The organism is Natrinema versiforme, from assembly GCF_005576615.1.
Classification (GTDB): domain Archaea; phylum Halobacteriota; class Halobacteria; order Halobacteriales; family Natrialbaceae; genus Natrinema; species Natrinema versiforme_A.
This window is the reverse complement of record NZ_CP040330.1, coordinates 2,497,981-2,522,179: the sequence shown is the minus strand read 5'-3', so window position 1 is coordinate 2,522,179 and position 24,199 is coordinate 2,497,981. Positions and strand designations below refer to the sequence as shown.

Here is a 24,199-nt window from a genome sequence, read left to right as displayed (position 1 = left end):
TCCGTCTCTGCCCACCGGCTGGCGATTTGGAGGAACGTTTATTCCCCTGACCATCCACGGTTCGGACGAGATATGGTCGATCGGAACGGGTGGGACCGAGACGCGTCCGCACCCATCGGACCTACCCACACCCCGCCCGAGTCGTTCGTCGAGCAGGCGAACGTCTCCGATCCGGGGATCCACGAGGCGTTCGAGACGAACTGGCCGGAGTGTTGGAACCGCGCGGCCGACCTCCTCTCGTGGGACGAGGCCTACGACACCGTCCTCGAGGAGGCAGACGCCCCTTTCTATCGCTGGTTCGCGGACGGACGCCTCAACGCCTCGTACAACTGTCTGGACAGACACCTCGAGTCGGGGCGCAAGAACCACGCCGCGATCCGCTGGGAGGGCAAGCAGGGCGAGCGCCGGACCTACACCTATCGGGACCTCTACGTCGAGGTCAACGAGTTCGCGGCGGCGTTACGGGACCTCGGCGTCGAGGAAGACGACGTGGTGACGATCTACCTGCCGATGATCCCCGAGTTGCCGATCGCCATGCTGGCGTGTGCCCGCATCGGCGCACCCCACAGCGTGGTCTTCGCCGGGCTTTCCGCGGACGCGCTCGCGACGCGGATGGACGCGGCCGACAGCGAGTATCTGGTCACCTGCGACGGCTACTACCGCCGGGGCGACGCCTTCAACCAGAAGAGCAAGGCCGACAACGCCCGCATCGGCCTCGAGCAGGACGTTCGAACCGTCGTCGTGGATCGGCTCGGCGACGACCTGCCCCACGTCCTCGGCGACGACGAGTGGGACTATCACGACCTCCGCGACGAGTTCGCCGGCGCGACCGTCGAGCCGGTGTCCCGCGACGCCGAGGACATGCTGTTCCTGATGTATACCTCCGGGACCACTGGCGAGCCGAAGGGCGTCGTCCACTCGACGGGGGGCTATCTCGCCCACGTCGCGTGGACGAGCCACGCCGTCCTCGATGTCAAACCCGAGGACACCTACTGGTGTGCGGCCGACATCGGCTGGATCACCGGTCACTCCTACATCGTCTACGGCCCGCTCGCGCTGGGGACGACGACGGTGATGTACGAGGGAACACCGGACTATCCCGACCGCGATCGGCTCTGGGAGATCGTCGACCGGAACGCCGTCGATGTCTTCTACACCGCGCCGACGGCCATTCGCGCGTTCATGAAGTGGGGATCGGACTACCCTGACGCCCACGACCTGTCGTCGCTGCGGCTGCTCGGCACCGTCGGCGAGCCGATCAGCCCGCGCCCGTGGAACTGGTATCGCGAACACATCGGCGGCGGCGACTGCCCGGTCGTCGACACGTGGTGGCAGACCGAGACCGGCGCGGTCACGATCTCGACGCTACCGGGACTCGACGAGATGAAGCCCGGCTCCGCCGGCCCGCCGCTGCCGGGAATCGACGCCCGAATCGTCGACGAAGCCGGCGACGAGGTCGACCCCGGCGAGACGGGCTATCTCACGATCGCCCGCCCGTGGCCGGGGATGGCCCGCACGCTGTACGACAACGACGAGCGGTTCGTCACGGAGTACTGGCGGCGGTTCTCCGATCCCGACGAGGACGCGTGGCGCTACTTCAGCGGCGATACGGCCCGGATCGACGAGGACGGCTACATCACCGTCCTCGGGCGGGTCGACGACGTCATCAACGTCTCCGGCCACCGGCTCGGCACCATGGAGATCGAGAGCGCGATCGCCGATGTCGACGGCGTCGCCGAGGCCGCCGTCGTCGGTCGCTCGAGTCCGACCGGGGACACCGAGGTCTACGCGTACGTGAGCACCGAGAGCGGTCACGACTCCGACGCGGCGGTCCGGTGCGCGATCCGCGACAACATCGAGTCCGCGATCGGCCCGATCGCTCGGCCCGAAGCGGTGATCTTCACCCCGGAACTGCCCAAGACCCGCTCGGGCAAGATCATGCGCCGCCTGCTCGAGGACGTCGCGAACGGCGAGGAACTCGGCGATACCAGCGCCCTGCGAAACCCGGAGATCGTCGGCGAGATCCAGGCCGAGATCGGCGAGGAGGGCGACCCCGACGGATCGATCCGATAGGATTTCGCTGTTCCGACGATCGCGAAACGTACTCTCCTCGGCTATTGCCCACTGCAATCGAGTATCTGCCAGAAACGTTGTTCAGTGGCGATACAATTATGTTCGCGCCGCCAGAATGGCCGAACAGAATCGATGAGTCTCGAGGGGAGTGTGGGGGACGTACTCGGGCGGCGGGAGTACGAGTCGCTGCTCGACGCGGCCGAAACCTACCGGGAGGCGCTGGTGATCCGGCTCTGCGGGGATGTCGGGCTTCGGCCGGTCGAGTTGACGCGGCTCACGATCGACGATATCGATCAGGTACGGATCGATCCGCCGCGGTACCTGATCCGGGTGCCGACCGACGACGAGCGAGAGTCCCGAACAGCGTACCTGCCGACCCGCGTCGAACGGGAACTCCGACGCTACGCCCGCAGTAACGACCTCTCGACGGACGACCTGATCTTCACCGTGACGCCCCGCCGGCTACAGATGCTGGTCTCGGACGTCGCCGAACGAGCGAGCGAACTGGCCGACGACCGCAGTCTCGCCGATATCTCTACGAGCGATCTCCGCCAGTACTTCGCCCACACCGCGCTGGTCGACCACGACGTGAACCCCCGTGTCGTCAAGACCGCAGGCGGCTGGCGCAGCTTCGAAGCCCTCGAGTCCTACCTGCCCGAGCCGACCGACTCCCAGATCGTCGACGCATTCGACGCCGTCGAGGAGCCGTCGGGTCCCCGATCCGGCGATCCCCAGACCGGGCCCGCGGTGAGCGACGACAGCGTCGTCCGGCTCCTGTTGGCCGCGAGCGACCGGTACGCGCTCGTCCGCCTCGATGCGGACGGCTACGTCGAACGCTGGAACCGGAGCGCGGCCGCGCTGTTCGGCTACCGCGCCGGCGAGATCGTCGGCACGCACGTCTCCGCGTTCTACACCGACGACGCCGTCGAGGACGGCGCGCCCGACCGCACGCTCTCGCGGGCCGTCGAGGAGTCCGGCTGCGAAACCGACGGCTGGCGGGTCCACAAGGACGGCTCGCGCTTTCGCGCGACCGAAGTCGTCTCGCCGCTGCGGGACGATCGGGGCCGCCACCGCGGCTTCGCCGTCTTCGTCCGCGACGGAACGGCCGCCCACGAGGAACTCGAGACCGTCCGGGAGCGCCGCGACGAACTCGAGGGGCTGTACGCGGTCGCCCGGCGACACTGGGACGTGACCGACGCGCTGCTCGAGTCGACCGATCACGAAGAGGTCGAGACGACGACGTGTACCGCGCTCACCGACGGGGAGGCCTACGACGCCGCGTGGATCGACCGGGCGACGATTTCGGATCGCCGCCGGGAGTGGCGCGCGTCCGGCGGGATCGATCCGGATGCGGTCGAGCGGCTCGTTCCCGACGAGTGGCGGGCGGACGAGCCGGTCGAGTCCCTTGCGGATGCGGAGCCGACGGAGACCGCCCGGTCGCGGGACGAGGCGGTTACGGTCGCGGATGACGTGACGGCGACGCTCGAGGACGGCGATTCGTTTGCGGGGGCCGTCGCGAAAGTCCCGCTCGCGTACGGCGATACCGTCTACGGGACGCTCTCGGTCGCGACCGACCGACCGGCGGCGTTCGGAGAGGACGAGCGCACGTGGCTCGCGACGATCGGCCGACAGGTCGGCTACGCCATCGCCGCCATTCGCCGGCGGAACCTCCTGTTGTCCGATCGCGTGATCGAACTCGAGGTCGCCTGTCGGGACGACCGCTCCTTTTTCGTCGACGCCTCGCGCCAACTCGACTGCCGGTTCGAACTCGACTCGCTGGTCCCGATCGACGAGTCGACCCAGCTCTACTACGTCCGGCTCGAGGGGGCGTCGCCCGCCGACGTCTTCGACCTCGCCGACGCCGCGCCCGGGATCGAGGACTGCCGGCTAGTCGAGACCGACGAGGACGGCTGGCGCGTCGAGTTCGTCATCGAGGGCTCCTGTCCCATCGTCACGCTGACCGAGTACGGCGTGACCGTCCACGAAGCGATCTTCGAGGCCGGCGCGGCGACGCTCACCGGCGACTGCGCGGCCGACGCCGACCTCCGGACGATCATCGACGGCCTCCGCTCGGCGTTTCCCGACTCCGAACTGCTCGGGAAACGCGAGGCCGAACGGACCGTCCAGACGGCCCGCGAGTTCCGTGAGGGCCTCGAGGACCGGCTGACCGACCGACAGGAGGCCGCGCTCCGAGCGGCCTACTTCGGCGGTTACTACGACTGGCCACGGGAGAGCACGGCCGAGGAAGTCGCCGACGCAATGGGGGTCTCCTCGCCGACACTGCACAACCACCTTCGGAAGGGCCAACACGAACTGCTCCGGACGTTCCTCGACGATCCGGACGGGTAGGCCGTGACCGCACACCGTCGGCCATCGAGACTAAGTCTCTAGAGAGTCCGTCGGTTCCGGACGAATTCAGCGCCAAAATACACGTTCATTGTCATCTGTTATCGCTCGGAACCCCCGTTTCGCACTCGAAAACCCGAACGTTCGGGGGCGGCGGTCGGCTATCAGGACCTAATATAGTCAATATATGCTAGGTTCCCCTCCGAGTATCGGGTCGATTTTGCACAACTAGAGGCCGCCTTTACTATGGATGTACTCGATTGAGTGGGTGTACCATGTCACAGGACAATGCCAACCTCGAGGCACGACTCGCGGAGCAGGAGGCGTTCGAGCCGCCCGAGTCGTTCGTCGAGCAGGCAAACGTCTCTGATCCGGGGATCTACGAGGAGTTCGAGGAGAACTGGCCGGAGTGTTGGGAGCGTGCGGCCGACCTCCTCTCGTGGGACGAGGAGTACGATTCCGTGCTCGAGGACGACAACGCGCCGTTTTACGAGTGGTTCACCGACGGGAAACTCAACGCGTCGTACAACTGTCTCGATCGGCACGTAGAGGAAGGACGCGGCGACAGCGTCGCGATCGAGTGGGAGGGCGAACTCGGGGAGACGCGAACCTTCACCTACGACGAACTCTTGGACGAGGTCGAGGACTTCGCCGCGACGCTGCGCGACCTCGGCGTCGAGGAGGACGACGTCGTCACGCTGTACATGCCGATGGTGCCGGAGCTGCCCATCGCGATGCTGGCGTGTGCCCGCATCGGCGCACCGCATAGCGTGGTCTTCGCCGGCTTCTCGGCCGACGCGCTGGCGACGCGGATGAACTCGGCCGACAGCGAGTATCTGGTCACCTGCGACGGCTACTACCGTCGCGGCGACGCGCTCGATCACATCTCGAAGACCAACGAGGGCCTCGAGGGGGTCGAGCACGAGGTCTCCGATGTCGTGGTCGTCGACCGACTGGGCGACGACTTAGAGCACGACCTCGCGGAGAACCAGCACGACTACGACGAACTCGTCGCCGAACACGAGGGGTCGACGGTCGAGCCGGTCTCCCGGGACGCCGAGGACATGCTGTTCCTGATGTACACCTCGGGGACGACCGGCGAGCCGAAGGGTGTCAAGCACACCACCGGCGGCTACCTCGCCTACACGGCGTGGACGAGCCACGCAGTCCTCGATATCGAGGCTGATGACACCTACTGGTGCTCGGCCGACATCGGCTGGATCACCGGTCACTCCTACATCGTCTACGGCCCCCTCGCGCTGGGGACGACGAGCGTGATGTACGAGGGGACGCCGGACTACCCCGAGAAGGACCGGCTGTGGGAGATCGTCGAGAAGAACGGCGTCGACATCTTCTACACCGCGCCGACGGCCATCCGCGCGTTCATGAAGTGGGGCGAGGAGTACACGCAGAACCACGACCTCTCCTCGCTGCGGCTGCTCGGCACCGTCGGGGAACCGATCAATCCGCGCGCGTGGAAGTGGTACTACAAGCACATCGGCAACGAGGAGTGCCCGATCGTCGACACCTGGTGGCAGACCGAAACCGGGGGCATGATGATCACGACGCTGCCGGGAGTCAACACCATGAAACCCGGCTCCGCCGGCCCACCGCTGCCGGGGATCGACGCTCGCGTGGTCGACGCCGAAGGCGAGGAAGTAGACGCCGGACAGGCCGGCTACGTCACGGTCGACAACCCGTGGCCCGGCATGCTCCGCACGCTGTACAACAACGACGAGCGGTTCCTCGAGGAGTACTGGCAGGAGTACTCCGACGAGGAGGCAGACGAGTGGGTCTACTTCCCCGAGGACGGCGCGAAGATCGACGACGACGGCTACATCACCATCCTCGGCCGGGTCGACGACGTGATCAACGTCTCCGGCCACCGGCTTGGCACCATGGAGATTGAGTCCGCCGTGGTCGGCGTCGAGGGAATCGCCGAAGCCGCCGTCGTCGGCGGCGACCACGAGGTCAAAGGCGAGGCCGTCTACGTCTACGCCATCCCCGAAGACGGCTACGAGGGCAACGAGGAACTCGAGGAGCGGGCCGTCGAGGCCGTCCTCGACTCCATCGGGCCGATCGCCAAGCCCGAGGAGGTCGTCTTCACGCACGAACTGCCCAAGACGCGCTCGGGCAAGATCATGCGTCGCCTGCTCGAGGACATCGCGAGCGGTAACGAACTCGGGAACACCTCGACGCTGCGTAATCCGGACGTCGTCGACGACATCGCAGACCAGGTAGCGACCGACTAATCGATCGCCGTTCGATTTTCGAGATTCAACAACGACACACTCACACGATTCGCATACATATGCCAGATAATAACACTCACGACTCAGCCGACAACCGAACCGCAACGGACGGTGGCGTGGCCGGACAGGCCGGCCAAGCCCACCGAAACACCGACTACCTCGGCTCGGAGGTGAACCTGCTGAACCCGAGTACGCCGTTCATGCGCGATCACCTGCGCATCGTCTGGACCGGCTTCGCCATCTGGATCCTCGCGGTCTGGGGCCCGGTGACGGCGACGTACCTCGCGACCGACGCGATGACGACGCAGATGCCGGTGCTCGGCTTCCCGCTGCACTACTTCCTCGTCGCCTTCGGCGCGCCGACCAGCGCGCTGATCCTGTCGTTCTGGTACTCGCGAAAGCGCGACGCGTTAGACGAGAAGTACGGCATCGATCACGCGACCGCCGGCGGAACCAGCCGCGGCGGCGAGGCCGCTGCTGCTGACGGCGGTGAGCGATCCGACGAATCGCGAGCCTCGTCGGAGCAACGCTCTGACGGAGGTGTCGACGAATGACGGGCGTTCCGGTCGTTCCGTTACAGGAGAGTCTCCTCCCGGAGGCGATGGACATCTCGTTCAAGATTCTCCCCGCGCTCCTCGTGGTTGGGATGCTGGGCCTGTTCCTCGCCATCGGCTTCGTCTTCCGCGTGGCCGACACCGAGGACATGTGGGTCGCCGGCCGCTCCATCGGGAATCTGGAGAACGGGATGGCGATCGGCGCGAACTGGATGTCGGCGGCCTCCTACCTCGGGATGGCGGCCTCGATCGCACTGGCCGGCTTCTACGGGCTGGTGTACGTCGTCGGCTGGACGACGGGTTACTTCATCCTCCTGATCTTCATGGCCGCACAGCTGCGCCGGTTCGGGAAGTACACGGCACCCGACTTCGTCGGTGATCGATTCAACTCCGACAGCGCACGCGCCATCGCGGCCGTGACGACGTTCCTCATCGGGTTCGTCTACGCCATCGGGCAGGCAAAGGGCATGGCGCTCGTCGGCCTGTACATCTTCGGTGACTACGGCGGCCTCATCCCCGGCCTCGACGGCTACCAGGTGATGGTCGTCGCCATGATGATCATCACCGTCGCGTACCTGACGCTGTCCGGTATGATGGGCGCGACGAAGAACCAGGCTGTCCAGTACGTCATCCTCATTCTGGCGTTCGTGGTCGGCCTGCTCGTCGTCGGCTACACGAACGGCTACTCGACGGTGCTACCCCAACTCGAGTACGGGATGCTGATCGACGACCTCGGCAGCGAGTTCTCCGAGCCGTTCGCGACCTCGAGTTACTACCTCTGGGTCGCGACCACGTTCTCGCTGATCGTCGGGACCTGCGGACTGCCCCACGTGCTGGTGCGGTTCTACACGGTCGAGAGCGAACGAACGGCCCGCTGGTCGACGGTTTGGGGGCTGTTCTTCATCTGCATCCTCTACTGGAGCGCCCCGGCGTTCGCGGCGTTCGGGACCGACCTCTACACGCAGAACGTCAACCCGACCTACGGCGACCCCGGCATGACCGGTGCAGCCAGTGAGGTCATCGTCGTGCTGGCGGCCCAGCTGTCGAACCTGCCCCAGTGGTTCGTCGGACTGATCGCGGCCGGCGGGATCGCCGCGGCGATCGCGACGATCGCCGGCCTCTTCATCGCCGGTTCCTCGGCGATCAGCCACGACATCTACACGAACATCATCAACGAGGACGCGACCCAGCGCCAGCAGATCTTCGTCGGTCGCCTCTCGATCGTCGCGCTCGGCGTGCTGACGACGCTGGCCGCACTCGACCCCGCGTCGTCGATCGCCGCGCTCGTCGGCTACGCGTTCGCGCTGGCCGGCTCCGTGCTGTTCCCGATGTTCTTCCTCGGGATGTGGTGGGAGAACGCCAACCGTCCGGGCGCACTCGCCGGCATGACCACCGGGCTCGTTGGCTGGTCGATCCCGATGATCAACGAGATCGTGCCGAACTACGTCTCCTCGCTCGAGGCCCCGCTGTCGGCGGGGCTGGCCCAGTGGATGCCGGCCATCGGGTCGGCGCTCATCACGCTGCCGATCGTCTTCGCGGTGACCATCATCGTCTCGCTGATGACCGACGAACCGCCGATGGAGACCAAGCGCGTCGTTCGGCAGTGTCACAGCCCCGAACCGATGCGCCAGCAACAGACTGCCGAAGACGTCGTGACCGACGGGGGCGAGACCCCCGCGGACGACTAAGACAATGTACGAACGCATACTCGTTCCGACCGACGGGAGCGACACGGCCGAGATGGCGGTCGAGCACGCGCTCGATCTCGCCGAACAGTACGGGGCCGATGTACACGCCCTGTACGTGGTTGATACCAACGCGATGAGTCTCAGCCTCGGCGGCGAGCAACTCGACCGCATCGAGCAGGGCCACTACGGCGAGATGGACGAGGTGCGGGAACGCGCCGAACGCGCCACCGGCTACGTAGCCGACCGCGCGGCCGAACGGGGGATCGAAACCGTCGAGCACGTCTCGGCGGGACGGCCCCACGACATGATCGCCAACTACGTCGCCGACAACGGAATCGATCTCGTCGTCATGGGATCGCACGGCCGGTCGGGCGTCAGACGGGCGCTGCTCGGCAGCGTGACCGAACGGACGCTCCGCTCGACCCGCGCACCGGTCCTCGTCATCGATACGGACGAAAGCGACTAATCGATCGGGACGCAGCTTTTTTCGCGACGCCACTCGGGTAGCGACGGCGAATCCGATCCGGCAGGCGGCGAGAACAGTCGGCGGCGCTGTCGGTGCTACTTTGACGGGGTCGTCCGAGCAACCGGTCCAGAACCGGCCGTCGAGACTACTGGTTCTGGCGTCTGGTCGCGAGTTCGAAGTTCCAGATGAACCCGAAGTACGCGACGATTCCCGCGAGCATGAGCATGTAGTACACCAACGTCGGCGGCCCGAGCAGGTAGTTGACCGTCTCGACGATCGTCACCCAGACGACCGCGAACGCGAGGTCCGTCAGTATCCCCCACCGCTCCTCCCGTGCGGTCCGGAGCCACTCACCGGCACCCGTCATCGGCGCACCACCCGGTTCCTGAAAGCGACCATAGTGTGACCCTTTCGCAGGGGACCGAAAAAGCCTATCGGAGAGGCCGGTCGTCGACCGCCGCTCGAGGCCGGCTCCGACCCGCTACTCGTCCCAGTACGCCGTCTCGTCGTCGAGGTTGTAGTAGCCCTCGAGCGACCGCTCGTCGCGGCCGCCCGGCGGTGAACCGACGAAGACGCCGAATTTCTCCATCTCGGGGTAGACGGTTATATCCGGCTCGTTCATCGTCGATATCGCCAGATACCGGAGCGGCTCCTCGCCGTCGTTGACGACCCTGTGACCGCCGCGTTCGTCCGCCGGGAGCGCCACGTAGTCGCCGGCCGAAAGCGGCTCGAGGCCGTCTTCGGCTTTGAGTTGGCCGTCGCCCGCCAGCACGTAGATCGCCTCCTCGTTGGCCGTGTGGTAGTGATAGGGCCACGACCGCATCCCGGCCGGCAGTTCGTAGAGGCTGCAGCCGAGGTCGTCGGCGTCGACGGCGCTCGAGAGCTCCTTTCGACGGAACGCAGTCTCCCCGTGATCGGACTCGTTCCAATCAAGCGTCGATTCGTTGACCTTCTCCATAGCCTGTGACTGGTAGGCACAACAGTATAAGCGTTCTCGAGCCTCGAATCGTGTCAGGTCACGACTGATCGGGGCACGAGAGGGGAACGAACCGATCGGTGGGTGCAGCGCAGCATCCGCTCGCGAAGCGAGCGGTTCACCGAGCGCGCCCTTGGCGCGCTCGGTCTTCCTCGTGAGTTCCGAAGGAACGAACGAGGGCTCGAGAGAGCTTCGCTCTCTCGGCGTTTTTCATCGAAGTCCGCGAGAGCTCTGCTCTCGCGGGCCCATCAGAAATCTCCGATTTCTGAGGTCGTTTTTGTGCCAGCGCGGGACCTTCGGTCCCGCGGGCCATGCGAACGGGCGCTACGCGCCCGTGAGCAGACGAGCGGTGAGCAAGCAAAGTCGTTCGAAAGACGCGAAGCGTCTTTCGTGATGACGAGAGGCCTCCGGTCTCTCGAACCACGAGCGAACCCGAGGCACAAAAAGTTCGGTTGGAAAACGAAACCCCCTAACCCCGTCCGAGAGTGAGTTCGCACATGCACGACGATAGCGAGGTCGTCGTCCTCCGGCTCGGCCACCGCCCCGGTCGGGACGATCGGATGACGACCCACGTCGGACTGACCGCGCGGGCGCTGGGTGCCGACCGCGTGCTCTTTCCCGACAACGCCGGCCAGTCGCTCGAGACCGTCGCGGACATCACCGATCGGTTTGGCGGCCCCTTCGAGGCCGAACTCACGGAGTCGCCCCAAGCCGTCATCCGCGACTGGGAGGGGCGGGTCGTCCACCTCACGATGTACGGCGAGCGCGTCCAAGACGTCGAGGACGAGATTCGGTCGGCCCACGCGACCGAGGGCGAGTCGCTCTTACTCGTCGTCGGCTCCGAGAAGGTTCCCTTCGACGTCTACGAGGAAGCCGACTGGAACGTCGGCGTCACCAACCAGCCCCACTCCGAAGTGGCCGGTCTCGCCGTCTTCCTCGACCGGTTGTTCGAGGGCCGCGAACTCGATCAGGAGTGGAGCGGTGCCGATCGGGAGGTGCTCCCGATGGAGACGGGCAAGCGCGTCGAGTCGGCGGACCCGGACGCTGACGCGGAGCGAGACTAGCGACGCGCAAAGCGAACGGTCCCGCGGTACCGAAGGTCGGCCGTCGACTCAGTCACCCAGTCGAAACAGCCGGAACGGCCGACCGAGCCGACTACTGACCGTCCCCACGAGATTTCGGACGAACGGGCCGGCACCCATCTCGTCCTCGTCGATCGTATACCCGTTTCCGACTCGTTCGATCGGCCCCGACTCGCCGTGAATCTCCAGTAGCCGCTCGAGGTCCTCGTTTGGAAGGCCGGTCTGGTCGCAGATTTCGTCGCTGGTGAGCGGGCGGTCGGCCTCGCGGAGCGCCTCGAGAACCCACTGGTTGTGCTGGCCCACAAGGGCAACCTCGTCTTTCGTCATGGCCTCAGCAGTCGTGTCCGGTTCGCCATCGGTGGTCGCTCCGCCGCTGTGTCGTGCATACAACCCGTCGAGGCAGATCCAACAACCCGCCGCGAGGAGGGCGCTGCCGAACCAGAGGCCGCCATCCCGGAACTGGACGACACCGGCGATGACGGCAAACGAACCGAACCCGATCCGAGCGAGTGCCGGATCGATGTCTGCGCTGTCGAACGCGACTTCGCCGAGCGGCGCGATGACTGCGGCCACGAGGACCATCCCGATGATGGATGCGTCAACGCCGAGAGCGAAGAGGACGCCGGCGAAGACACCTACCGTGACGATATCCGCGGTGTCGATCCGATTGCGGAGCCACGTGACGGACCCGGAGGTCATTTGTCGTCCGTAATACAATAACAGTGGTAAGTGTATCGCTCGAGTCAGCAGCCTATCGGTACGATCGAATGCTCTGTCCCGGTACTGTGTGGGGTACAATTTTAAGCACGGCCCTCGGTACCACAAATCATGGATCTGGAAGCGGTCGATCAGTCCGCGCGAGCGGGGAACGTCGCGAAACTGTTCGACCAGACCGCAGTACACCACGGCGGGAGCCAAGCGATGGAGCACCACGGCCGCCGCTGGACCCACGACGAGCTACGCGACTGGACAGCCGAACTCGCCGGCGGCCTCCACGATCTCGGCCTCGAGCCCGGCGACCGGATGCTGGTTTTCCTGCCGAACTGCCCGCAGTACCTCGTCGCCTCCCTCGGCGCGTTCAAGGCCGGCGTCGAGATCTCGCCGGTCAATCCCCAGTACAAACGCCGCGAAGTGGCCTACCAGCTCGAGGACACGGCAGCGACGGCGATCGTCACCCACCCGGCGCTGCGCGAGGTGGTCGACGAGGCGATCACGGACGCGGGGATGGAGCCGGAAATCATCACGATTCAAAGCGAGGACTGGCCCCGGGACCCCGAGGATCACGCCTTCGAAGAACTGCGCGGCGAGCCGACGCTGGTCGACCGCGCCGACGACGACGTGGCGCTGCTGCCCTACACCTCCGGGACGACCGGCGATCCGAAGGGGGTCCAGCTCACCCACGGCAACACGCGGGCACAGCTCCTGTGGCCGCTGACCGCCTCGAACGTCGACGTCGACCCCGACGACATCCGCAGTCTGACGTGGCTCCCGCTGTACCACATCACCGGTTTTACGCACACCGCCCTCCAGCCGCTGGTCGGCGGCGGGCGGCTCTACTTCCGTAGCGCACTCGAGTGGGACGCCCAGGAGTGCATGCAACTCATCGAGGACGAGGGAATCACCCACTTCGTGGGCGTGACGACGATGTACGCGGACATGGTCGAGGCCGAGGGCTTCGGCGAGTACGATCTCACCAGCCTCGAGTCAGCGTCCGAGGGCGGCGCGAAGCTTTCGACGGCAGTCCAAGAGCGATTCGAGGAGACTGCGGGCGTGAATATCTCCGAGGGATACGGCCTCACCGAGACCCACGGCGCGACCCACACGCAGTCGGGCTCCACGTTCGGCCTGAAACACGGCACGATCGGCCAGCCCTTGCGGATGACCGACTGCAAGATCGTCGACGAATCGGGCGACGAAGTCCCGCCCGGCGAGGAGGGCGAACTCGTCGTCCGCGGGCCGCAGGTCATGAAGGGGTATCTCAACCTGCCCGAGGCCACCGAGGCGGCCTTCACCGAGAACGGCTACTTCCGGACCGGCGACATCGCCCGCCGCGACGGGAACAACTACTACGAGATCGTCGACCGCAAGAAGCACATGATCAACACCGCTGGCTACAACGTCTATCCCAGCGAACTCGAGAACCTCCTGCTCGAGCACGAGGCCGTCGCCGATGTCGCCGTCGTCGGGATTCCGGACGACCGGCGCAACGAGGTGCCGAAGGCGTTCGTCGTCCCCGCCGAGGGCGTCGCCCTCGGCAGCGATATCACGGCCGAGGAACTCACCGAGTTCTGTCTCGAGGAGATGGCCAGCTACAAACACCCGCGCGAGATCGAGTTCATCGAGGAACTCCCGCGGACGACGAGCGGGAAGATCCAGAAGTACAAACTCGAGGAAGGCGAGGGGTAATCCCGCCGCCCCCGTCGCGACCGGTCCGGATCGGCGTTTTCACTGCGTTTCGTAGTAGCGGACGCCGTCGTCGGTCTCGTAGGAAACCGAGCCTCGGTTCTCGAGCGTTCCCAGTGCCCCGAGCGTATCGAGAACCGGCGCGTGATAGCGGACGTTTCCGACCCGCTCTTCGGCGATCGAAAGCGGCGTCGCGGGTTCGATCGCCTCGAGTGCCGTCCGCGTCTCCTCGAGGAGCGTATCCAGTCGCTCGCGCGTCGTCCGGATAACGCGCTGGGGGTCCTCGAACGCAGGGCCGTGGCCGGGGAAGACGTGCGTCGCGGTCGTCTCGGCCAGCCGGTCCATCGCCTCGTCGTAGGCCTCGACCCCCTCGTAGGCCCCGCGGTCGAACCCGACCTGAAAGGCCCCGGCGCGGAACGGTTCGATGAGCGTATCGCCCGCGAAGAGGACCGTCGTTCCGTCCACAGTCGTCTCGTAGCAACAGTGATCGATCTCGTGGCCGGGCGTCTCGAAGACTTCGAACTCGCGGCCACCGACAGAAACCGGCCCCACGGGATCGAACGGCTGGACGGTTTCGGCATCGATTAATCGCCGGTCCCTGCGGCGCGACTCGAGTTCCTCCTCGAGGACGTCGTCGCCGTCCTCGCCCCGATAGCCCGCCGATCGCGCCGTCTCCCGGAGTCCGGACCGGACGGTCTCGAGATCGCGCTCGAGCCGCGAAATCGCCGCCTGTGAGACGTGCACCGTCGCGCCGGTGTCTCGAAGCGCCGGGAGTTGGCCGATATGGTCGCTGTGGACGTGAGTCACGAGGACGTGGTCGATATCGGCCGGTTCGTAGCCGAATTCGGCGAGTCCGTCCCGCAGTTCCGACCCGCCGTCCTCGCCGGGTGCACCCGCGTCGATCAGGATCGGTTCGGGCCCCTCGAGCAGGTAGGCGGCGACGTGTTTCGGCGGCCACGGAACGTCGAACTCGAGGCGACGAATGCACGAGAGATCGGAGTCGGCCCGCACGGCACCGCACGACGCATCGGTAGTCATCGTCTCGAGACGTGCCAGCCAGCACCATAAACGTCGCGTCCGAACGCGCCGATCAATCGAACTTCACCATCTTATAACCGTTGAGTATCGAACTGAGACCTGTTCTGTTCAATCGGTACGTGGAGGTCACCGGTGAAGACGAGTGCGCTGCTCTCGTGGCGGCAGGGAATCGCCACGCCCTCCCCAACCGATTCGCTCGCTCCGGCGTCGCTCACTCATCCCTCGCGCAGCTTCGGGGTCCGTCTCACTCGCTGTTCGACGCACCCCAGCGCGCGCCACCGCTACGTGAACCCCGGTCCGGAGTAATACGGGGCTCATCCGAGCGTCTCGAATGATGTTTCAATAGCGGCGACAACCAGCACTGCGCCATCGCGGGCGGGGTACTTGATAAGACTTAATGGCCTCATGCCGTTACACGTAGGTAATGGCTTTTGAGGACCTGCTCGAGGACCCGGTGATCCAGAAATATTTGCACGAGCTGGTCGGTCCCAAGGGGATGCCCGTCGCGGCGGCACCCCCGGACGGGGAAGTGACCGACGAGGAGCTCGCCGAGGAGCTCGACCTCGAGTTGAACGACGTGCGGCGCGCGCTGTTCATTCTCTACGAGAACGATCTCGCCACGTATCGGCGACTGCGCGACGAGGACTCGGGGTGGCTGACCTACCTCTGGACCTTCGAGTACGACAACATCCCGGAGAACCTCGAGGAGGAGATGTATCGGCTCCACGAGGCGCTCGACGAGCGCCGGGAGTACGAGCGCAATCACGAGTTCTACCTCTGTGAGATCTGTTCGATTCGCTTCGAGTTCGGCGAGGCGATGGACTTCAACTTCGAGTGCCCCGAGTGTGGGTCGCCGCTCGAATCGATGGACAACAACCGACTGGTCACTGCGATGGACGACCGCCTCGACGCCCTCGAGGACGAACTCAACATCGACGCGGACGCCTGATGGTCGTACTCGCAACCAAACTGTACGTCGAAGGCGACGCTCGAGAGCGCTCGCTGGATTCGCTGCGCTCGCTGGTGGCAAACGAGATCGGCGAACTCGACGTCGAGTTCGAGATCGGCATCCGCCACGACGACTTCCCGTCGGTAACGATCGAAGGCGAGGACGCTACCGTTGCGCGAAACGTCCTTCGCGAGGAGTTCGGCGAAATCGTCCCCGACCTCGAGGCCGGCGAGACCTACGTCGGCACGCTCGAGTCGTGGGACGAGGACGGGTTCGTCCTCGACGCCGGGCAGGGAGACGGCGTGCGGATCCCGACCGACGAACTCGGGCTCGGTCCGGGGTCGGCGACGCAGATCCGCGAGCGCTACGGGCTGGTCCAGCACCTGCCCCTGCGGTTCGTCTACGGCGGCGACGGCGAGGAGCCGTCGCGGCTCGCCGAGGACGAGCAGGATCGCCTCTACGAGTGGACCCGCGGCGACGGCCGACTCAACGTCAACAGCGCGACCCGGGCCGAGGTCCGAGCGACGCTCAACCGCGCCGGCCACGCACAGGACTATGTGACCGTCGAACGGCTCGGCCTGCTCGAGCAGAGCGTCATCTGTACGGAAAACACCGATCCGCCGGGGCTGCTCGCGAGCGTGGGCGAATACCTCCCGGCCGAACTCCGCTGTGTCGTCCCTTAGCATGAACCGACGGCTCGTTTTCGCGACGATCGCGGTCGTGTTGCTCACGACGGTAGCCGGCTGCTCGGCGCTTTTCGGCGGGGTATCGGACGAACAACTCGATCAGGAGCAGGACTACAGCGATCTGCGTGACAGCGACGCCGACGTCGCCATCGAGGTCGAAGACGGGAGCGTCATCGAGAGCGGCGAGTTCCGGGCGGTCTACGACCTCAATGGAACGGAGGAACTGTCGCTGTACCGGTCGGCACTCTTCCACGACGAGCCGCTAGAGATCAATAGCGTCCGCTACTGGCATCCCAACGGCACCGAACTGACCGGCTCGGAACTCGAGGTCGATCAGAGCCGTTCGGAGACCACTGTCCAGGTGCCCGACGGAAACGGCACGCTCGCGTTCTCGGGCGACGCCGGCCGAAAGACGTTCCAACTGCCGGCCTACGTCGAGGGCTCCTACGAGGTGACGCTGCCCGAGGGCCACCGGACGACGAACTTCCTGTTCGGGGACGCCTCGCCGAACGGGTACGAACGCGAAATCGTCGACGGCCGGGAGCGACTCTACTGGGACGAACTCGACAGCACGGTTTCGCTGCGCTACTATCTCACGCGTGACATTCCGTTGTTCCTCGGACTCGTCGGGGCGGCAATCCTACTCGGGGGCATCGGCATCGGGTACTACTACCGACAGGTCAAACAGCTCCAAGAACAGCGAGAGGAGTTCGGCCTCGACGTGGACACTGACGACGATTCGGACGGCGGGCCGCCGGGCTTCCCGTAGTTCCCGTAGTCTGTTTCTGCCGCACCGTCGCCGCCGTCGAATTCGGAGCGACAGTCAGGAGTGGATCGTCCGCTCGTCGAGCCAGACGACTTCGTCGCCGTCGATCTCGAGTCGCCCTTTCACGTGAGTCGTCGCCATGTGCGGGGCCTCGAGCGAGGCGGGTCGGACGCGTCTGGTCACGTCGATATCGTCGACGAGCCAGCCGTAGTAACGGCCGTCGCCGTCGGTGACCGAAAAGACGAGGAGTTTCGGATCGTCGACCCGGTCTGCCGTCCGGAACGACGACCCGAATACCCGCGGCAGGTCGACGACTCTGACCCGTTCGCCGGCGGCAGAAAGCGTCCCCGCGTTCCACGGATCGTCGGCGGCCGCGAGGGGGTCATCGTCCGCGACGCCGAGAACGGAGGCGACCGACTCGGCCCTGACACAGTATCGCTTCTCCTCGAGGTCGAACGTGAGTACCGTGACTCGGTCGTCGGTCCCGCCGTCGTCGTTCGATGCCGATCCCATTCCACCTGACGGATGTCCGTTCGAAAAATAAGCGTTCCGATGCGCGACATAGCGCGACGTAACTGTAGAATCAGAGATGACTAGTACTGGTTACGGCACACTAAGCGGCGGTCGTCGACGCGAAACGCGCTCTCGGTGCCGTGTAAACGAGATGGTGAGGGTGATGGTGACACAGGTGAACGTTTTGGACTGTGTGACTATCACGGTGGAGTCAACGTTTTATTGATGGACCCTGATACACGAACAGGACCATGGCCCCGGATCTCTCGGAAAAGCTTCTCGGAATCGATATCGACGACGCCGATCGGACCCGCGACGCGGACGGCGACGACGGCGAGCAGGAACGACTCGCCCAGTTCGTCTTCGTCGGCGTCGGCGAACACCGGCTCGCGCTCCCGGTCGACGCGGTCAGAACGCTCGCGGAACCGCCGGCGGACCTGACGCGAGTCCCGCGCTCGCCGCCGGCGATCGAGGGACTGATGGACCTCCGCGGGGAGATCACCGCGGTCATCGATCCGACCGTTCACTTTCCCGTCACCGAAACCCGGTCGGGCCGCGAGCGCCTGCTCGTGCTCGATCGGTCGAGCGACCAGCAGTCAGTCGCGATCCGGGTCGACGACGTCATCGGCGTCGAAACGATCCCCGAGAGCGATATACTCGAGGGCGACGCGGTCGAGACCAGTGACCTCTCGGGGGACGCCCTCGAACATCCCCTGATCGTTGCGCTCGTCACGCAGGAACGGGAGCCACGCGCCGATCTCGGGAGTGCGGTGGCCGACGATCCGGCCGACGACGCCGCCAGTGTGACGGCTGCGCCCGGAGCCGGTGGACTGGACGCCGCGGGCGGCTCCGCGGTTCTCTCGTCGGCTCGAGGGACGGACAGCGGGATCGGTGAGTCGGTCGGCGAGGCGTTCGAGGTCGAACCGACGGCGGACGACACCGCGGACGCGGACGACCAGGACGAGGGCGATGAATCCACGCGCGAAATCGTCGTCGAGGCGACCGCAGTGATCGATATCGACCGTCTGCTACAGGCGTCCGGCCACTCCGAATAACCGCCGTAGACGGCCCGTTTCAGATCTAGTGTCCTGAGTGGTGTCTCCGGGGCGTATTCGACCTTATCACGTCTGATAATCGGGAGACAGCATTTATGGTAGTTGTATCTCTACGGGGATTTGGTGTACTAACTGAATGTCGACAGGGGTGCTCATCGTAGACGACTCTCATTTTATGCGGAATCTACTGCGCCAGATCTTGGAACAGGATTACCGCATTCTCGGAGAGGCGTCCAACGGCGCTGAAGCCGTTAAATTGTACAAAGAACACGATCCCGACATCGTCATGATGGACATCGTGATGCCGAAGTGTAACGGCATTAAAGCGACCGCGGCGATCAAGAAGATCGACCCGGACGCCCGCGTCATCATGTGTACGAGCGTCGGACAGCGTGAGAAAATGAAACTCGCCGTGAAGGCTGGCGCGGACGGATACGTCACGAAACCGTTCGAGGAACCCAGCGTCAGAAAGGCCCTTTCGGACGTCGTCGCTGCATGACGCGAGTACTCGTTGTCGACGACTCGAAGTTTATGCGGACAGTCATCGGCAACGCGCTCGAGGCGGCAGACTACGATGTCGAAACGGCAGCGGACGGGTCGCAGGCGGTCGAGACCGTGGACGCGTTCGACCCTGATGTCGTGACGATGGACGTCGAGATGCCCGAGATGGGCGGTATCGACGCTGTCGAGCGGATCATGACGTCGAATCCAACCGCGATTCTCATGCTCAGCGTTCACACCGAACGCGGCACGGAAGCCACGCTCGATGCCTTAGAACGCGGGGCCGTGGACTTCCTCCACAAGCCCGACGGCTCGGACTCGCGGAACATCGCTCACCTCACGGACGACGTCGTCGCGAAAGTCGACGAACTCGCCGAGGCCGACGTGTCGTCGGTCGCGCTCGCACGGGCCGCCGCGACCGCCCACGCGACCCGAACGGGACGCGCCGGCAGCCCGGCGCGCGAAACCGCGACCAGAAACGCCGTCGCGGGCGGCGGCTCCGACGCCCGACTCTCTCCCGATCGCGGGACGGCCGCGCCGAACGCGTCGCCCGGGATCGGAACCGGCTCCGAATCCGACGAGGAGACGGCCCCCGTCGCCGTCGAGGGCGAGCGCGCGGACGCGCCGACGGTCGTCATTGGCGCGTCGACCGGCGGGCCGAAGATCGTCGAACGTCTGTTCGAGCGGCTCCCGGCCGACCTCGAGGCGAAGGTACTGGTCGTCCAGCACATGCCGCCGGGCTTTACGGAACGGTTCGCGGAACGCCTCGACTCACACAGCGCGTACGATGTCAGCGAGGCCGCGGACCGCGACCGAATCCGACCCGGCGAGGCGGCGATCGCGCCCGGGAACGCCCACCTCGAGGTGGCCAGCAACGTCGGCAGCGCCCTCCGTCTGCGACTCGACGACGGCGACCGAGTCCACGGCGTGCGGCCGGCGATCGACGTGACGATGGAAAGCGCCGCCGAACGGGTCGCAGACGGGCTCTGTGGCGTCGTCCTGACCGGGATGGGCCGCGACGGTGCGGCCGGGATCGAGGCGATCAAGGCCGCGGGCGGCCACACGATCGCACAGGACGAGGCGACGAGTCCGGTCTTTGGTATCCCCTGTCAGGCGATCGAAACCGGCTGTGTCGAGACGGTCGCGCCCGCCGACGGCATCGTCGGCGCGATCGTCGACGCGTTCACGACGGACGGTGAGAACGATGACTGATTATCTGACAGACTTCGTTCAGGAGAGCGAAGAACGGATTACGGAACTGAACAACGCCTTACTCACGCTCGAGCGCGATCCCGACGACGAGGAGGCGATGGAGAACATCTTCCGGATCGCACACACCCTCAAGGGTAACTGCGGGGCGATGGGGCTGGAGTCGGCCAGCGACCTCGCCCACGCGATCGAGGATCTGCTCGATGCCGTCCGCGCCAACGAGACCGAAGTGACGGCGGAGCTGATGGACGTCATCTTCGACGCCGTCGACGAACTCGAGACGATGGTCGACGAGGTCGCCGAGTCCGGCGAGATCGAGACCGATCCGTCGGCCACCATCGAGGCGCTTCGCGACCACCTCGCGGACGCGGACGGCGCGGCGGCTCGCGTCGGAACGCCCACGACGAGCGAGATCGACGATGTCTGTGCCCGGTTCGAACCACCGGCCGACGACGCTCACAACGTCTATCTCGCGCGGCTCGCGATCGCACAGCGCGAGGGGGTCAACAACGGCGAACTGGTCGTCGACGCCCTGATCGACGCGTTCGATCTGATCGGCACCGAGCCGCCCCGCGAGGCGATCGAGGCCGCGGACTACGGCACCGCGTTCGACGCGGTCTTCGGGACCGCGGTCGGCGAAGCCGCGATTTCCTCCGGCCTCGAGCCGGTCGAGGAGGTCGACGACTTCGAAATCGTCGACGTCAGCGATCGATTCGAGACTGCCGAGGCCGCGGAGCCGCCCGCCGGCGCGGAACCCGGCGACGACATCTCGTCGGACGAAGCCCAAGACCTCGAGGTCGATGACCTGCTCGACGAGTTCAACGAGTTCGACAACTTAGACGAGATGGTCGAGGACGTCGAGGACGAGGAACTCGACGCCTTCGAGGACATGGGCGAAGCCGGCTCGTTCGACGACCTGCTCGACGAGGACGACGTCGCCGAACTCGAGGCCGAACCCGGCGAACCGCCGGCCGACTCCCTCGAGGAGGACGAGGCGGCCGCCGAGGGGACATCCGAAGCCGACACGGAATCGGACGCCGACGACGCCGACGAAGTCGACGATGCCGGTGCGGTCTTCGACGAACTCAAAGACGAGGTCGAGATGGTCGGCTTCGACGAGTTACAGGACGAACTCGAGGAACTCGAGTTCGACGAGTTCGACGACGAGGAAGAAGTCGACATGGACGAACTCCTCGGCGACGACGCCGACGACGATTCGTTCCTCGACGACGCGGAGCCGTCCGAGAGCGCGGTCGACGACATCTTGGTCGACGCGGAATCGGACGACGGCGCGGAACCGTCCGAGGATGCGATCGACGAGATGCTTGTCGACGCGGAACCGTCCGATGATAACGTCGACGAAGCGATCGCCGTCGACGAGACGACCGCTGAGAGCGATGCTGCCGAAGCGGCTCAGTCCACCGAGGACGACCTCGACGATGCCGTCGACGACCTCGCATTCGACGAGGACGACGTGTCGGAAACCGGAGACGATGATATGACGGCGACGGATTCCGATGCTGTCGCCGCCGGAGACGACGCACTCGAGGCGTCATCGCCGGCCGAAACCGACGACCAACCGGCTGCTACCGACACCCAGCCGGTTGATTCCGACATCCAATCGGTCGGTTCAGAACCCGCCGTCTCGAGCGACGAGACTGCCGGCGACGATGGCGCGGCAGCCGAACTCGACGGCGAGGACGGAGCCGACACGGTCACCGACGAGGAACCGGCAGACGCGCGCTCTACTGGTGCTGTCGAGTCGGCCGATACTGGCTCTGTCAGCGACGATGGCGACGGCACCGACACCGAGTCGGTCGAGGATGCTGTGCCCGAAACGGCCGCGGCCAGCGCCGAGGCTGCGGACGCCACCGCCGAGGCCGACCTCGAGACCGCCGAAACCGACGATACGTCGGCAGTTGCGGAACGGGAGGACGCTTCGGCGATCGAGGAACCGGACGACACCGCGGTAGCCGCGGAATCGGTCGATACTGCGACAGCCGCGGACGAGAACGCGGACGACGAGTCGACGACCGACTCGTTCGGTGAGTCCGCCGCGGACGACTTCGAGCCGACGGCAGCCTTCGACGACGACTTCGAGGCCGCGAACGACGAGACGGATCCGTTCGGGGACGAGGAGTTCGGGGTCGATGACGACTCGTTCGACGACCTCTCGGCCGACCCGGTCGAGTCCGAGACGGATTCGGACGACGACTTCGAGGCCGAGTTCGACGAGGGATCCGACGAGGCGTTCGCCGGAACCGGCGACTTCGAGACCGACGACGCCGGCTTCGATTCGCCGGCATCGGCATCCGACGCCGACGACTCGAGTCTGCCCTCGGCCGCCTCCTTCGGCGACGATTCGACCGCCTCGGATGACGACGGCGACGACGATGACGTGGTGCGGATCGTCGACGAGCCGGAGATGGAAATTCCGGATATCTCCCTGCCCGAGACGAGCGATCGGCCGGACGCCGACGACGAGACCGACGAGATCCAGTCGGTCCGGGTCGACGTCGAGCAGATCGACTCGCTGCTGACTCTCGTCGAGGGGCTGGTGACGAGTCGCGTTCGACTCCGGCACGCGGCCGATTCGAACGACGGCGGCTCGGCGCTCGAGACGGAACTCGACGCGCTGTCGGACCTGACGACGGACCTTCAGGAGACGGTGATGGACATCCGGCTGGTGCCGCTCCAGTCGGTGACGAACCGCCTCCCGCGGGTCGTCCGCGACATCGCCCGCGATCAGGACAAGGAGGTCGCCTTCGAGATGACCGGCGAGGACGTCGAACTCGACCGGAGTATTCTCGATCGGATCGGCGACCCGCTGATCCATCTGGTTCGCAACGCCGTCGACCACGGGATCGAGGCCCCCGAACGCCGCGAGGAGGTCGGCAAACCCCGCGAAGGGGCCGTCGAGGTCCACGCCGACCGCTCGCGGGACCGCGTCACCATCACCGTCGAGGACGATGGGAGTGGGCTCGACCCCGATCGGCTCCGTTCCGAAGCCGTCGAGGCCGGTATCCTCGACGAGTCGGACGCGGAGTCGCTCCCCGACGAGGACGCCTACGATCTGATCTTCCATCCCGGTCTCTCGACGGCCGACGAGGTGACCGACGTCAGCGGCCGCGGCGTCGGGATGGATGTCGTCAAACGGACGATCGAGGACTTCGACGGCACGGTCTCGATCGACAGCGACGAGGGTGACGGGACGACCGTCACGATGACGCTCCCGGTGACGGTCGCGATCGACGAGATCCTGTTCGTCGAGAGCGGCGGCGAGGAGTTCGGCGTCCCGACCAAGGCCGTCCAGGACATCGAGGCGGCGACCGCGATCGAGACGACCGATGGCGACTTCCTCCTCCCCGGCGAGGACGGCGACTATCCCGTTCTCTCGCTCGCCGATGTCCTCGAGACGCCGGCGACCGGTGCGAACGGCGACGGCATGGTCGTCCGCATTCGCGACGAGGTACGGGAAGTGGCGCTGCACTGCGATCACGTCCACGGACAGCAGGAAGTCGTCGTCAAGCCCTTCGAGGGCGTGATGAGCGGCATTCCGGGGATCAGCGGTGCGACGGTGCGGGGACGAGGGGAAGTAGTCAACATACTGGATGTGACGACACTATGAACGAACACGAACAC

The 24,199-nt window shown here is 65.8% G+C and carries 20 protein-coding genes; 15 read left to right on the top strand and 5 right to left on the bottom strand.

The window, feature by feature from the left end:
- Positions 1-72: 72 nt before the first annotated feature.
- From acs (FEJ81_RS12385) to FEJ81_RS12360, 6 genes are all read left to right on the top strand, one after another.
- Positions 73-2,073: an acetate--CoA ligase gene (acs, locus tag FEJ81_RS12385; RefSeq protein WP_138245582.1), complete on the top strand. Its 2,001-nt coding sequence runs from the start codon at positions 73-75 to the stop codon at positions 2,071-2,073.
- Positions 2,074-2,205: 132 nt separating this feature from the next.
- Entirely contained in the window at positions 2,206-4,422 is a 2,217-nt protein-coding gene (locus FEJ81_RS12380) for a bacterio-opsin activator domain-containing protein (protein ID WP_138245581.1), read from the top strand.
- A 272-nt stretch (positions 4,423-4,694) separates the two neighbouring features.
- Positions 4,695-6,671: an acetate--CoA ligase gene (acs, locus tag FEJ81_RS12375; RefSeq protein ID WP_138245580.1), complete on the top strand. Its 1,977-nt coding sequence runs from the start codon at positions 4,695-4,697 to the stop codon at positions 6,669-6,671.
- 59 nt (positions 6,672-6,730) lie between these two features.
- Positions 6,731-7,225 carry a DUF4212 domain-containing protein gene (locus FEJ81_RS12370; RefSeq protein ID WP_138245579.1) on the top strand — a complete coding sequence of 165 codons (495 nt, stop codon included), beginning with the start codon at positions 6,731-6,733 and terminating at the stop codon, positions 7,223-7,225.
- A complete protein-coding gene (locus FEJ81_RS12365; protein WP_138245578.1) occupies positions 7,222-8,913 on the top strand; it encodes a VC_2705 family sodium/solute symporter in 1,692 nt (563 codons plus the stop codon). Before FEJ81_RS12370 ends, FEJ81_RS12365 begins: the two co-directional genes overlap by 4 nt.
- Positions 8,914-8,917: 4 nt before the next feature.
- Complete coding sequence (locus FEJ81_RS12360; protein WP_138245577.1) at positions 8,918-9,379, top strand: universal stress protein; 462 nt, start codon at positions 8,918-8,920, stop codon at positions 9,377-9,379.
- A 145-nt stretch (positions 9,380-9,524) separates the two neighbouring features.
- On the opposite strand, the gene FEJ81_RS12355 is transcribed toward FEJ81_RS12360, so the two are convergent.
- A complete protein-coding gene (locus tag FEJ81_RS12355) occupies positions 9,525-9,746 on the bottom strand; it encodes a hypothetical protein (RefSeq protein WP_138245576.1) in 222 nt (73 codons plus the stop codon).
- A 114-nt stretch (positions 9,747-9,860) separates the two neighbouring features.
- A complete protein-coding gene (locus FEJ81_RS12350; RefSeq protein ID WP_138245575.1) occupies positions 9,861-10,337 on the bottom strand; it encodes a cupin domain-containing protein in 477 nt (158 codons plus the stop codon).
- Positions 10,338-10,852: 515 nt separating this feature from the next.
- On the opposite strand from FEJ81_RS12350, the gene FEJ81_RS12345 reads away from it, so the two are divergent.
- Positions 10,853-11,419, top strand: coding sequence for a tRNA (cytidine(56)-2'-O)-methyltransferase (locus tag FEJ81_RS12345; protein WP_138245574.1), 567 nt, complete (start codon positions 10,853-10,855; stop codon positions 11,417-11,419).
- 48 nt (positions 11,420-11,467) lie between these two features.
- Here the strand turns inward: FEJ81_RS12345 and FEJ81_RS12340 are convergent, their stop codons facing one another.
- A complete protein-coding gene (locus FEJ81_RS12340; protein WP_138245573.1) occupies positions 11,468-12,136 on the bottom strand; it encodes a hypothetical protein in 669 nt (222 codons plus the stop codon).
- A 129-nt stretch (positions 12,137-12,265) separates the two neighbouring features.
- On the opposite strand from FEJ81_RS12340, the gene FEJ81_RS12335 reads away from it, so the two are divergent.
- Positions 12,266-13,843 (top strand): class I adenylate-forming enzyme family protein, encoded by a 1,578-nt coding sequence (locus FEJ81_RS12335; RefSeq protein WP_138245572.1) that lies wholly within the window; start codon positions 12,266-12,268, stop codon positions 13,841-13,843.
- Positions 13,844-13,882: 39 nt separating this feature from the next.
- On the opposite strand, the gene FEJ81_RS12330 is transcribed toward FEJ81_RS12335, so the two are convergent.
- Complete coding sequence (locus FEJ81_RS12330; protein ID WP_138245571.1) at positions 13,883-14,878, bottom strand: MBL fold metallo-hydrolase; 996 nt, start codon at positions 14,876-14,878, stop codon at positions 13,883-13,885.
- Between the two features lie 424 nt (positions 14,879-15,302).
- Here FEJ81_RS12330 and tfe point away from each other — a divergent pair, with 424 nt between their 5' ends.
- The 3 genes from tfe to FEJ81_RS12315 are packed head-to-tail and all read left to right on the top strand — an operon-like array spanning position 15,303 to position 17,282.
- Positions 15,303-15,827, top strand: coding sequence for a transcription factor E (gene tfe / locus FEJ81_RS12325; RefSeq protein WP_006429779.1), 525 nt, complete (start codon positions 15,303-15,305; stop codon positions 15,825-15,827).
- Entirely contained in the window at positions 15,827-16,510 is a 684-nt protein-coding gene (locus tag FEJ81_RS12320) for a DUF2110 family protein (protein ID WP_138245570.1), read from the top strand. The genes tfe and FEJ81_RS12320 overlap by 1 nt, the downstream gene beginning before the upstream one ends.
- 1 nt (position 16,511) lies before the next feature.
- On the top strand, positions 16,512-17,282 hold the full coding sequence (locus tag FEJ81_RS12315; protein ID WP_138245569.1) for a DUF5803 family protein: 771 nt from the start codon (positions 16,512-16,514) through the stop codon (positions 17,280-17,282).
- A 54-nt stretch (positions 17,283-17,336) separates the two neighbouring features.
- Here the strand turns inward: FEJ81_RS12315 and FEJ81_RS12310 are convergent, their stop codons facing one another.
- Positions 17,337-17,792, bottom strand: a complete 456-nt coding sequence (locus FEJ81_RS12310) for a chemotaxis protein CheW (RefSeq protein ID WP_138245568.1) — start codon at positions 17,790-17,792, stop codon at positions 17,337-17,339.
- 251 nt (positions 17,793-18,043) lie between these two features.
- On the opposite strand from FEJ81_RS12310, the gene FEJ81_RS12305 reads away from it, so the two are divergent.
- The 4 genes from FEJ81_RS12305 (at position 18,044) to FEJ81_RS12290 (ending at position 24,185) form a co-directional block, all read left to right on the top strand.
- Positions 18,044-18,847 (top strand): chemotaxis protein CheW, encoded by an 804-nt coding sequence (locus FEJ81_RS12305; RefSeq protein ID WP_138245567.1) that lies wholly within the window; start codon positions 18,044-18,046, stop codon positions 18,845-18,847.
- A gap of 136 nt (positions 18,848-18,983) precedes the next feature.
- Positions 18,984-19,346, top strand: a complete 363-nt coding sequence (cheY, locus tag FEJ81_RS12300; protein ID WP_006181855.1) for a chemotaxis protein CheY — start codon at positions 18,984-18,986, stop codon at positions 19,344-19,346.
- Entirely contained in the window at positions 19,343-20,560 is a 1,218-nt protein-coding gene (gene cheB, locus FEJ81_RS12295) for a chemotaxis-specific protein-glutamate methyltransferase CheB (protein ID WP_138245566.1), read from the top strand. Before cheY ends, cheB begins: the two co-directional genes overlap by 4 nt.
- Positions 20,553-24,185, top strand: coding sequence for an Hpt domain-containing protein (locus FEJ81_RS12290; protein ID WP_138245565.1), 3,633 nt, complete (start codon positions 20,553-20,555; stop codon positions 24,183-24,185). Before cheB ends, FEJ81_RS12290 begins: the two co-directional genes overlap by 8 nt.
- Positions 24,186-24,199 lie beyond the last annotated feature (14 nt).

What these genes read in the sequence shown, in the direction of transcription:
- FEJ81_RS12330 (WP_138245571.1), bottom strand. Translation starts at nt 14,878, where the DNA reads ATGACTACCGATGCGTCGTGCGGTGCCGTGCGGGCCGACTCCGATCTC.
- FEJ81_RS12290 (WP_138245565.1), top strand. Translation starts at nt 20,553, where the DNA reads ATGACTGATTATCTGACAGACTTCGTTCAGGAGAGCGAAGAACGGATT.
- FEJ81_RS12345 (WP_138245574.1), top strand. Translation starts at nt 10,853, where the DNA reads ATGCACGACGATAGCGAGGTCGTCGTCCTCCGGCTCGGCCACCGCCCC.
- FEJ81_RS12350 (WP_138245575.1), bottom strand. Translation starts at nt 10,337, where the DNA reads ATGGAGAAGGTCAACGAATCGACGCTTGATTGGAACGAGTCCGATCAC.
- FEJ81_RS12365 (WP_138245578.1), top strand. Translation starts at nt 7,222, where the DNA reads ATGACGGGCGTTCCGGTCGTTCCGTTACAGGAGAGTCTCCTCCCGGAG.
- FEJ81_RS12380 (WP_138245581.1), top strand. Translation starts at nt 2,206, where the DNA reads ATGAGTCTCGAGGGGAGTGTGGGGGACGTACTCGGGCGGCGGGAGTAC.
- FEJ81_RS12335 (WP_138245572.1), top strand. Translation starts at nt 12,266, where the DNA reads ATGGATCTGGAAGCGGTCGATCAGTCCGCGCGAGCGGGGAACGTCGCG.
- FEJ81_RS12315 (WP_138245569.1), top strand. Translation starts at nt 16,512, where the DNA reads ATGAACCGACGGCTCGTTTTCGCGACGATCGCGGTCGTGTTGCTCACG.
- FEJ81_RS12340 (WP_138245573.1), bottom strand. Translation starts at nt 12,136, where the DNA reads ATGACCTCCGGGTCCGTCACGTGGCTCCGCAATCGGATCGACACCGCG.
- FEJ81_RS12310 (WP_138245568.1), bottom strand. Translation starts at nt 17,792, where the DNA reads ATGGGATCGGCATCGAACGACGACGGCGGGACCGACGACCGAGTCACG.
- FEJ81_RS12360 (WP_138245577.1), top strand. Translation starts at nt 8,918, where the DNA reads ATGTACGAACGCATACTCGTTCCGACCGACGGGAGCGACACGGCCGAG.
- FEJ81_RS12370 (WP_138245579.1), top strand. Translation starts at nt 6,731, where the DNA reads ATGCCAGATAATAACACTCACGACTCAGCCGACAACCGAACCGCAACG.
- acs (WP_138245580.1), top strand. Translation starts at nt 4,695, where the DNA reads ATGTCACAGGACAATGCCAACCTCGAGGCACGACTCGCGGAGCAGGAG.
- FEJ81_RS12320 (WP_138245570.1), top strand. Translation starts at nt 15,827, where the DNA reads ATGGTCGTACTCGCAACCAAACTGTACGTCGAAGGCGACGCTCGAGAG.
- cheB (WP_138245566.1), top strand. Translation starts at nt 19,343, where the DNA reads ATGACGCGAGTACTCGTTGTCGACGACTCGAAGTTTATGCGGACAGTC.
- acs (WP_138245582.1), top strand. Translation starts at nt 73, where the DNA reads ATGGTCGATCGGAACGGGTGGGACCGAGACGCGTCCGCACCCATCGGA.
- FEJ81_RS12305 (WP_138245567.1), top strand. Translation starts at nt 18,044, where the DNA reads ATGGCCCCGGATCTCTCGGAAAAGCTTCTCGGAATCGATATCGACGAC.
- cheY (WP_006181855.1), top strand. Translation starts at nt 18,984, where the DNA reads ATGTCGACAGGGGTGCTCATCGTAGACGACTCTCATTTTATGCGGAAT.
- tfe (WP_006429779.1), top strand. Translation starts at nt 15,303, where the DNA reads ATGGCTTTTGAGGACCTGCTCGAGGACCCGGTGATCCAGAAATATTTG.
- FEJ81_RS12355 (WP_138245576.1), bottom strand. Translation starts at nt 9,746, where the DNA reads ATGACGGGTGCCGGTGAGTGGCTCCGGACCGCACGGGAGGAGCGGTGG.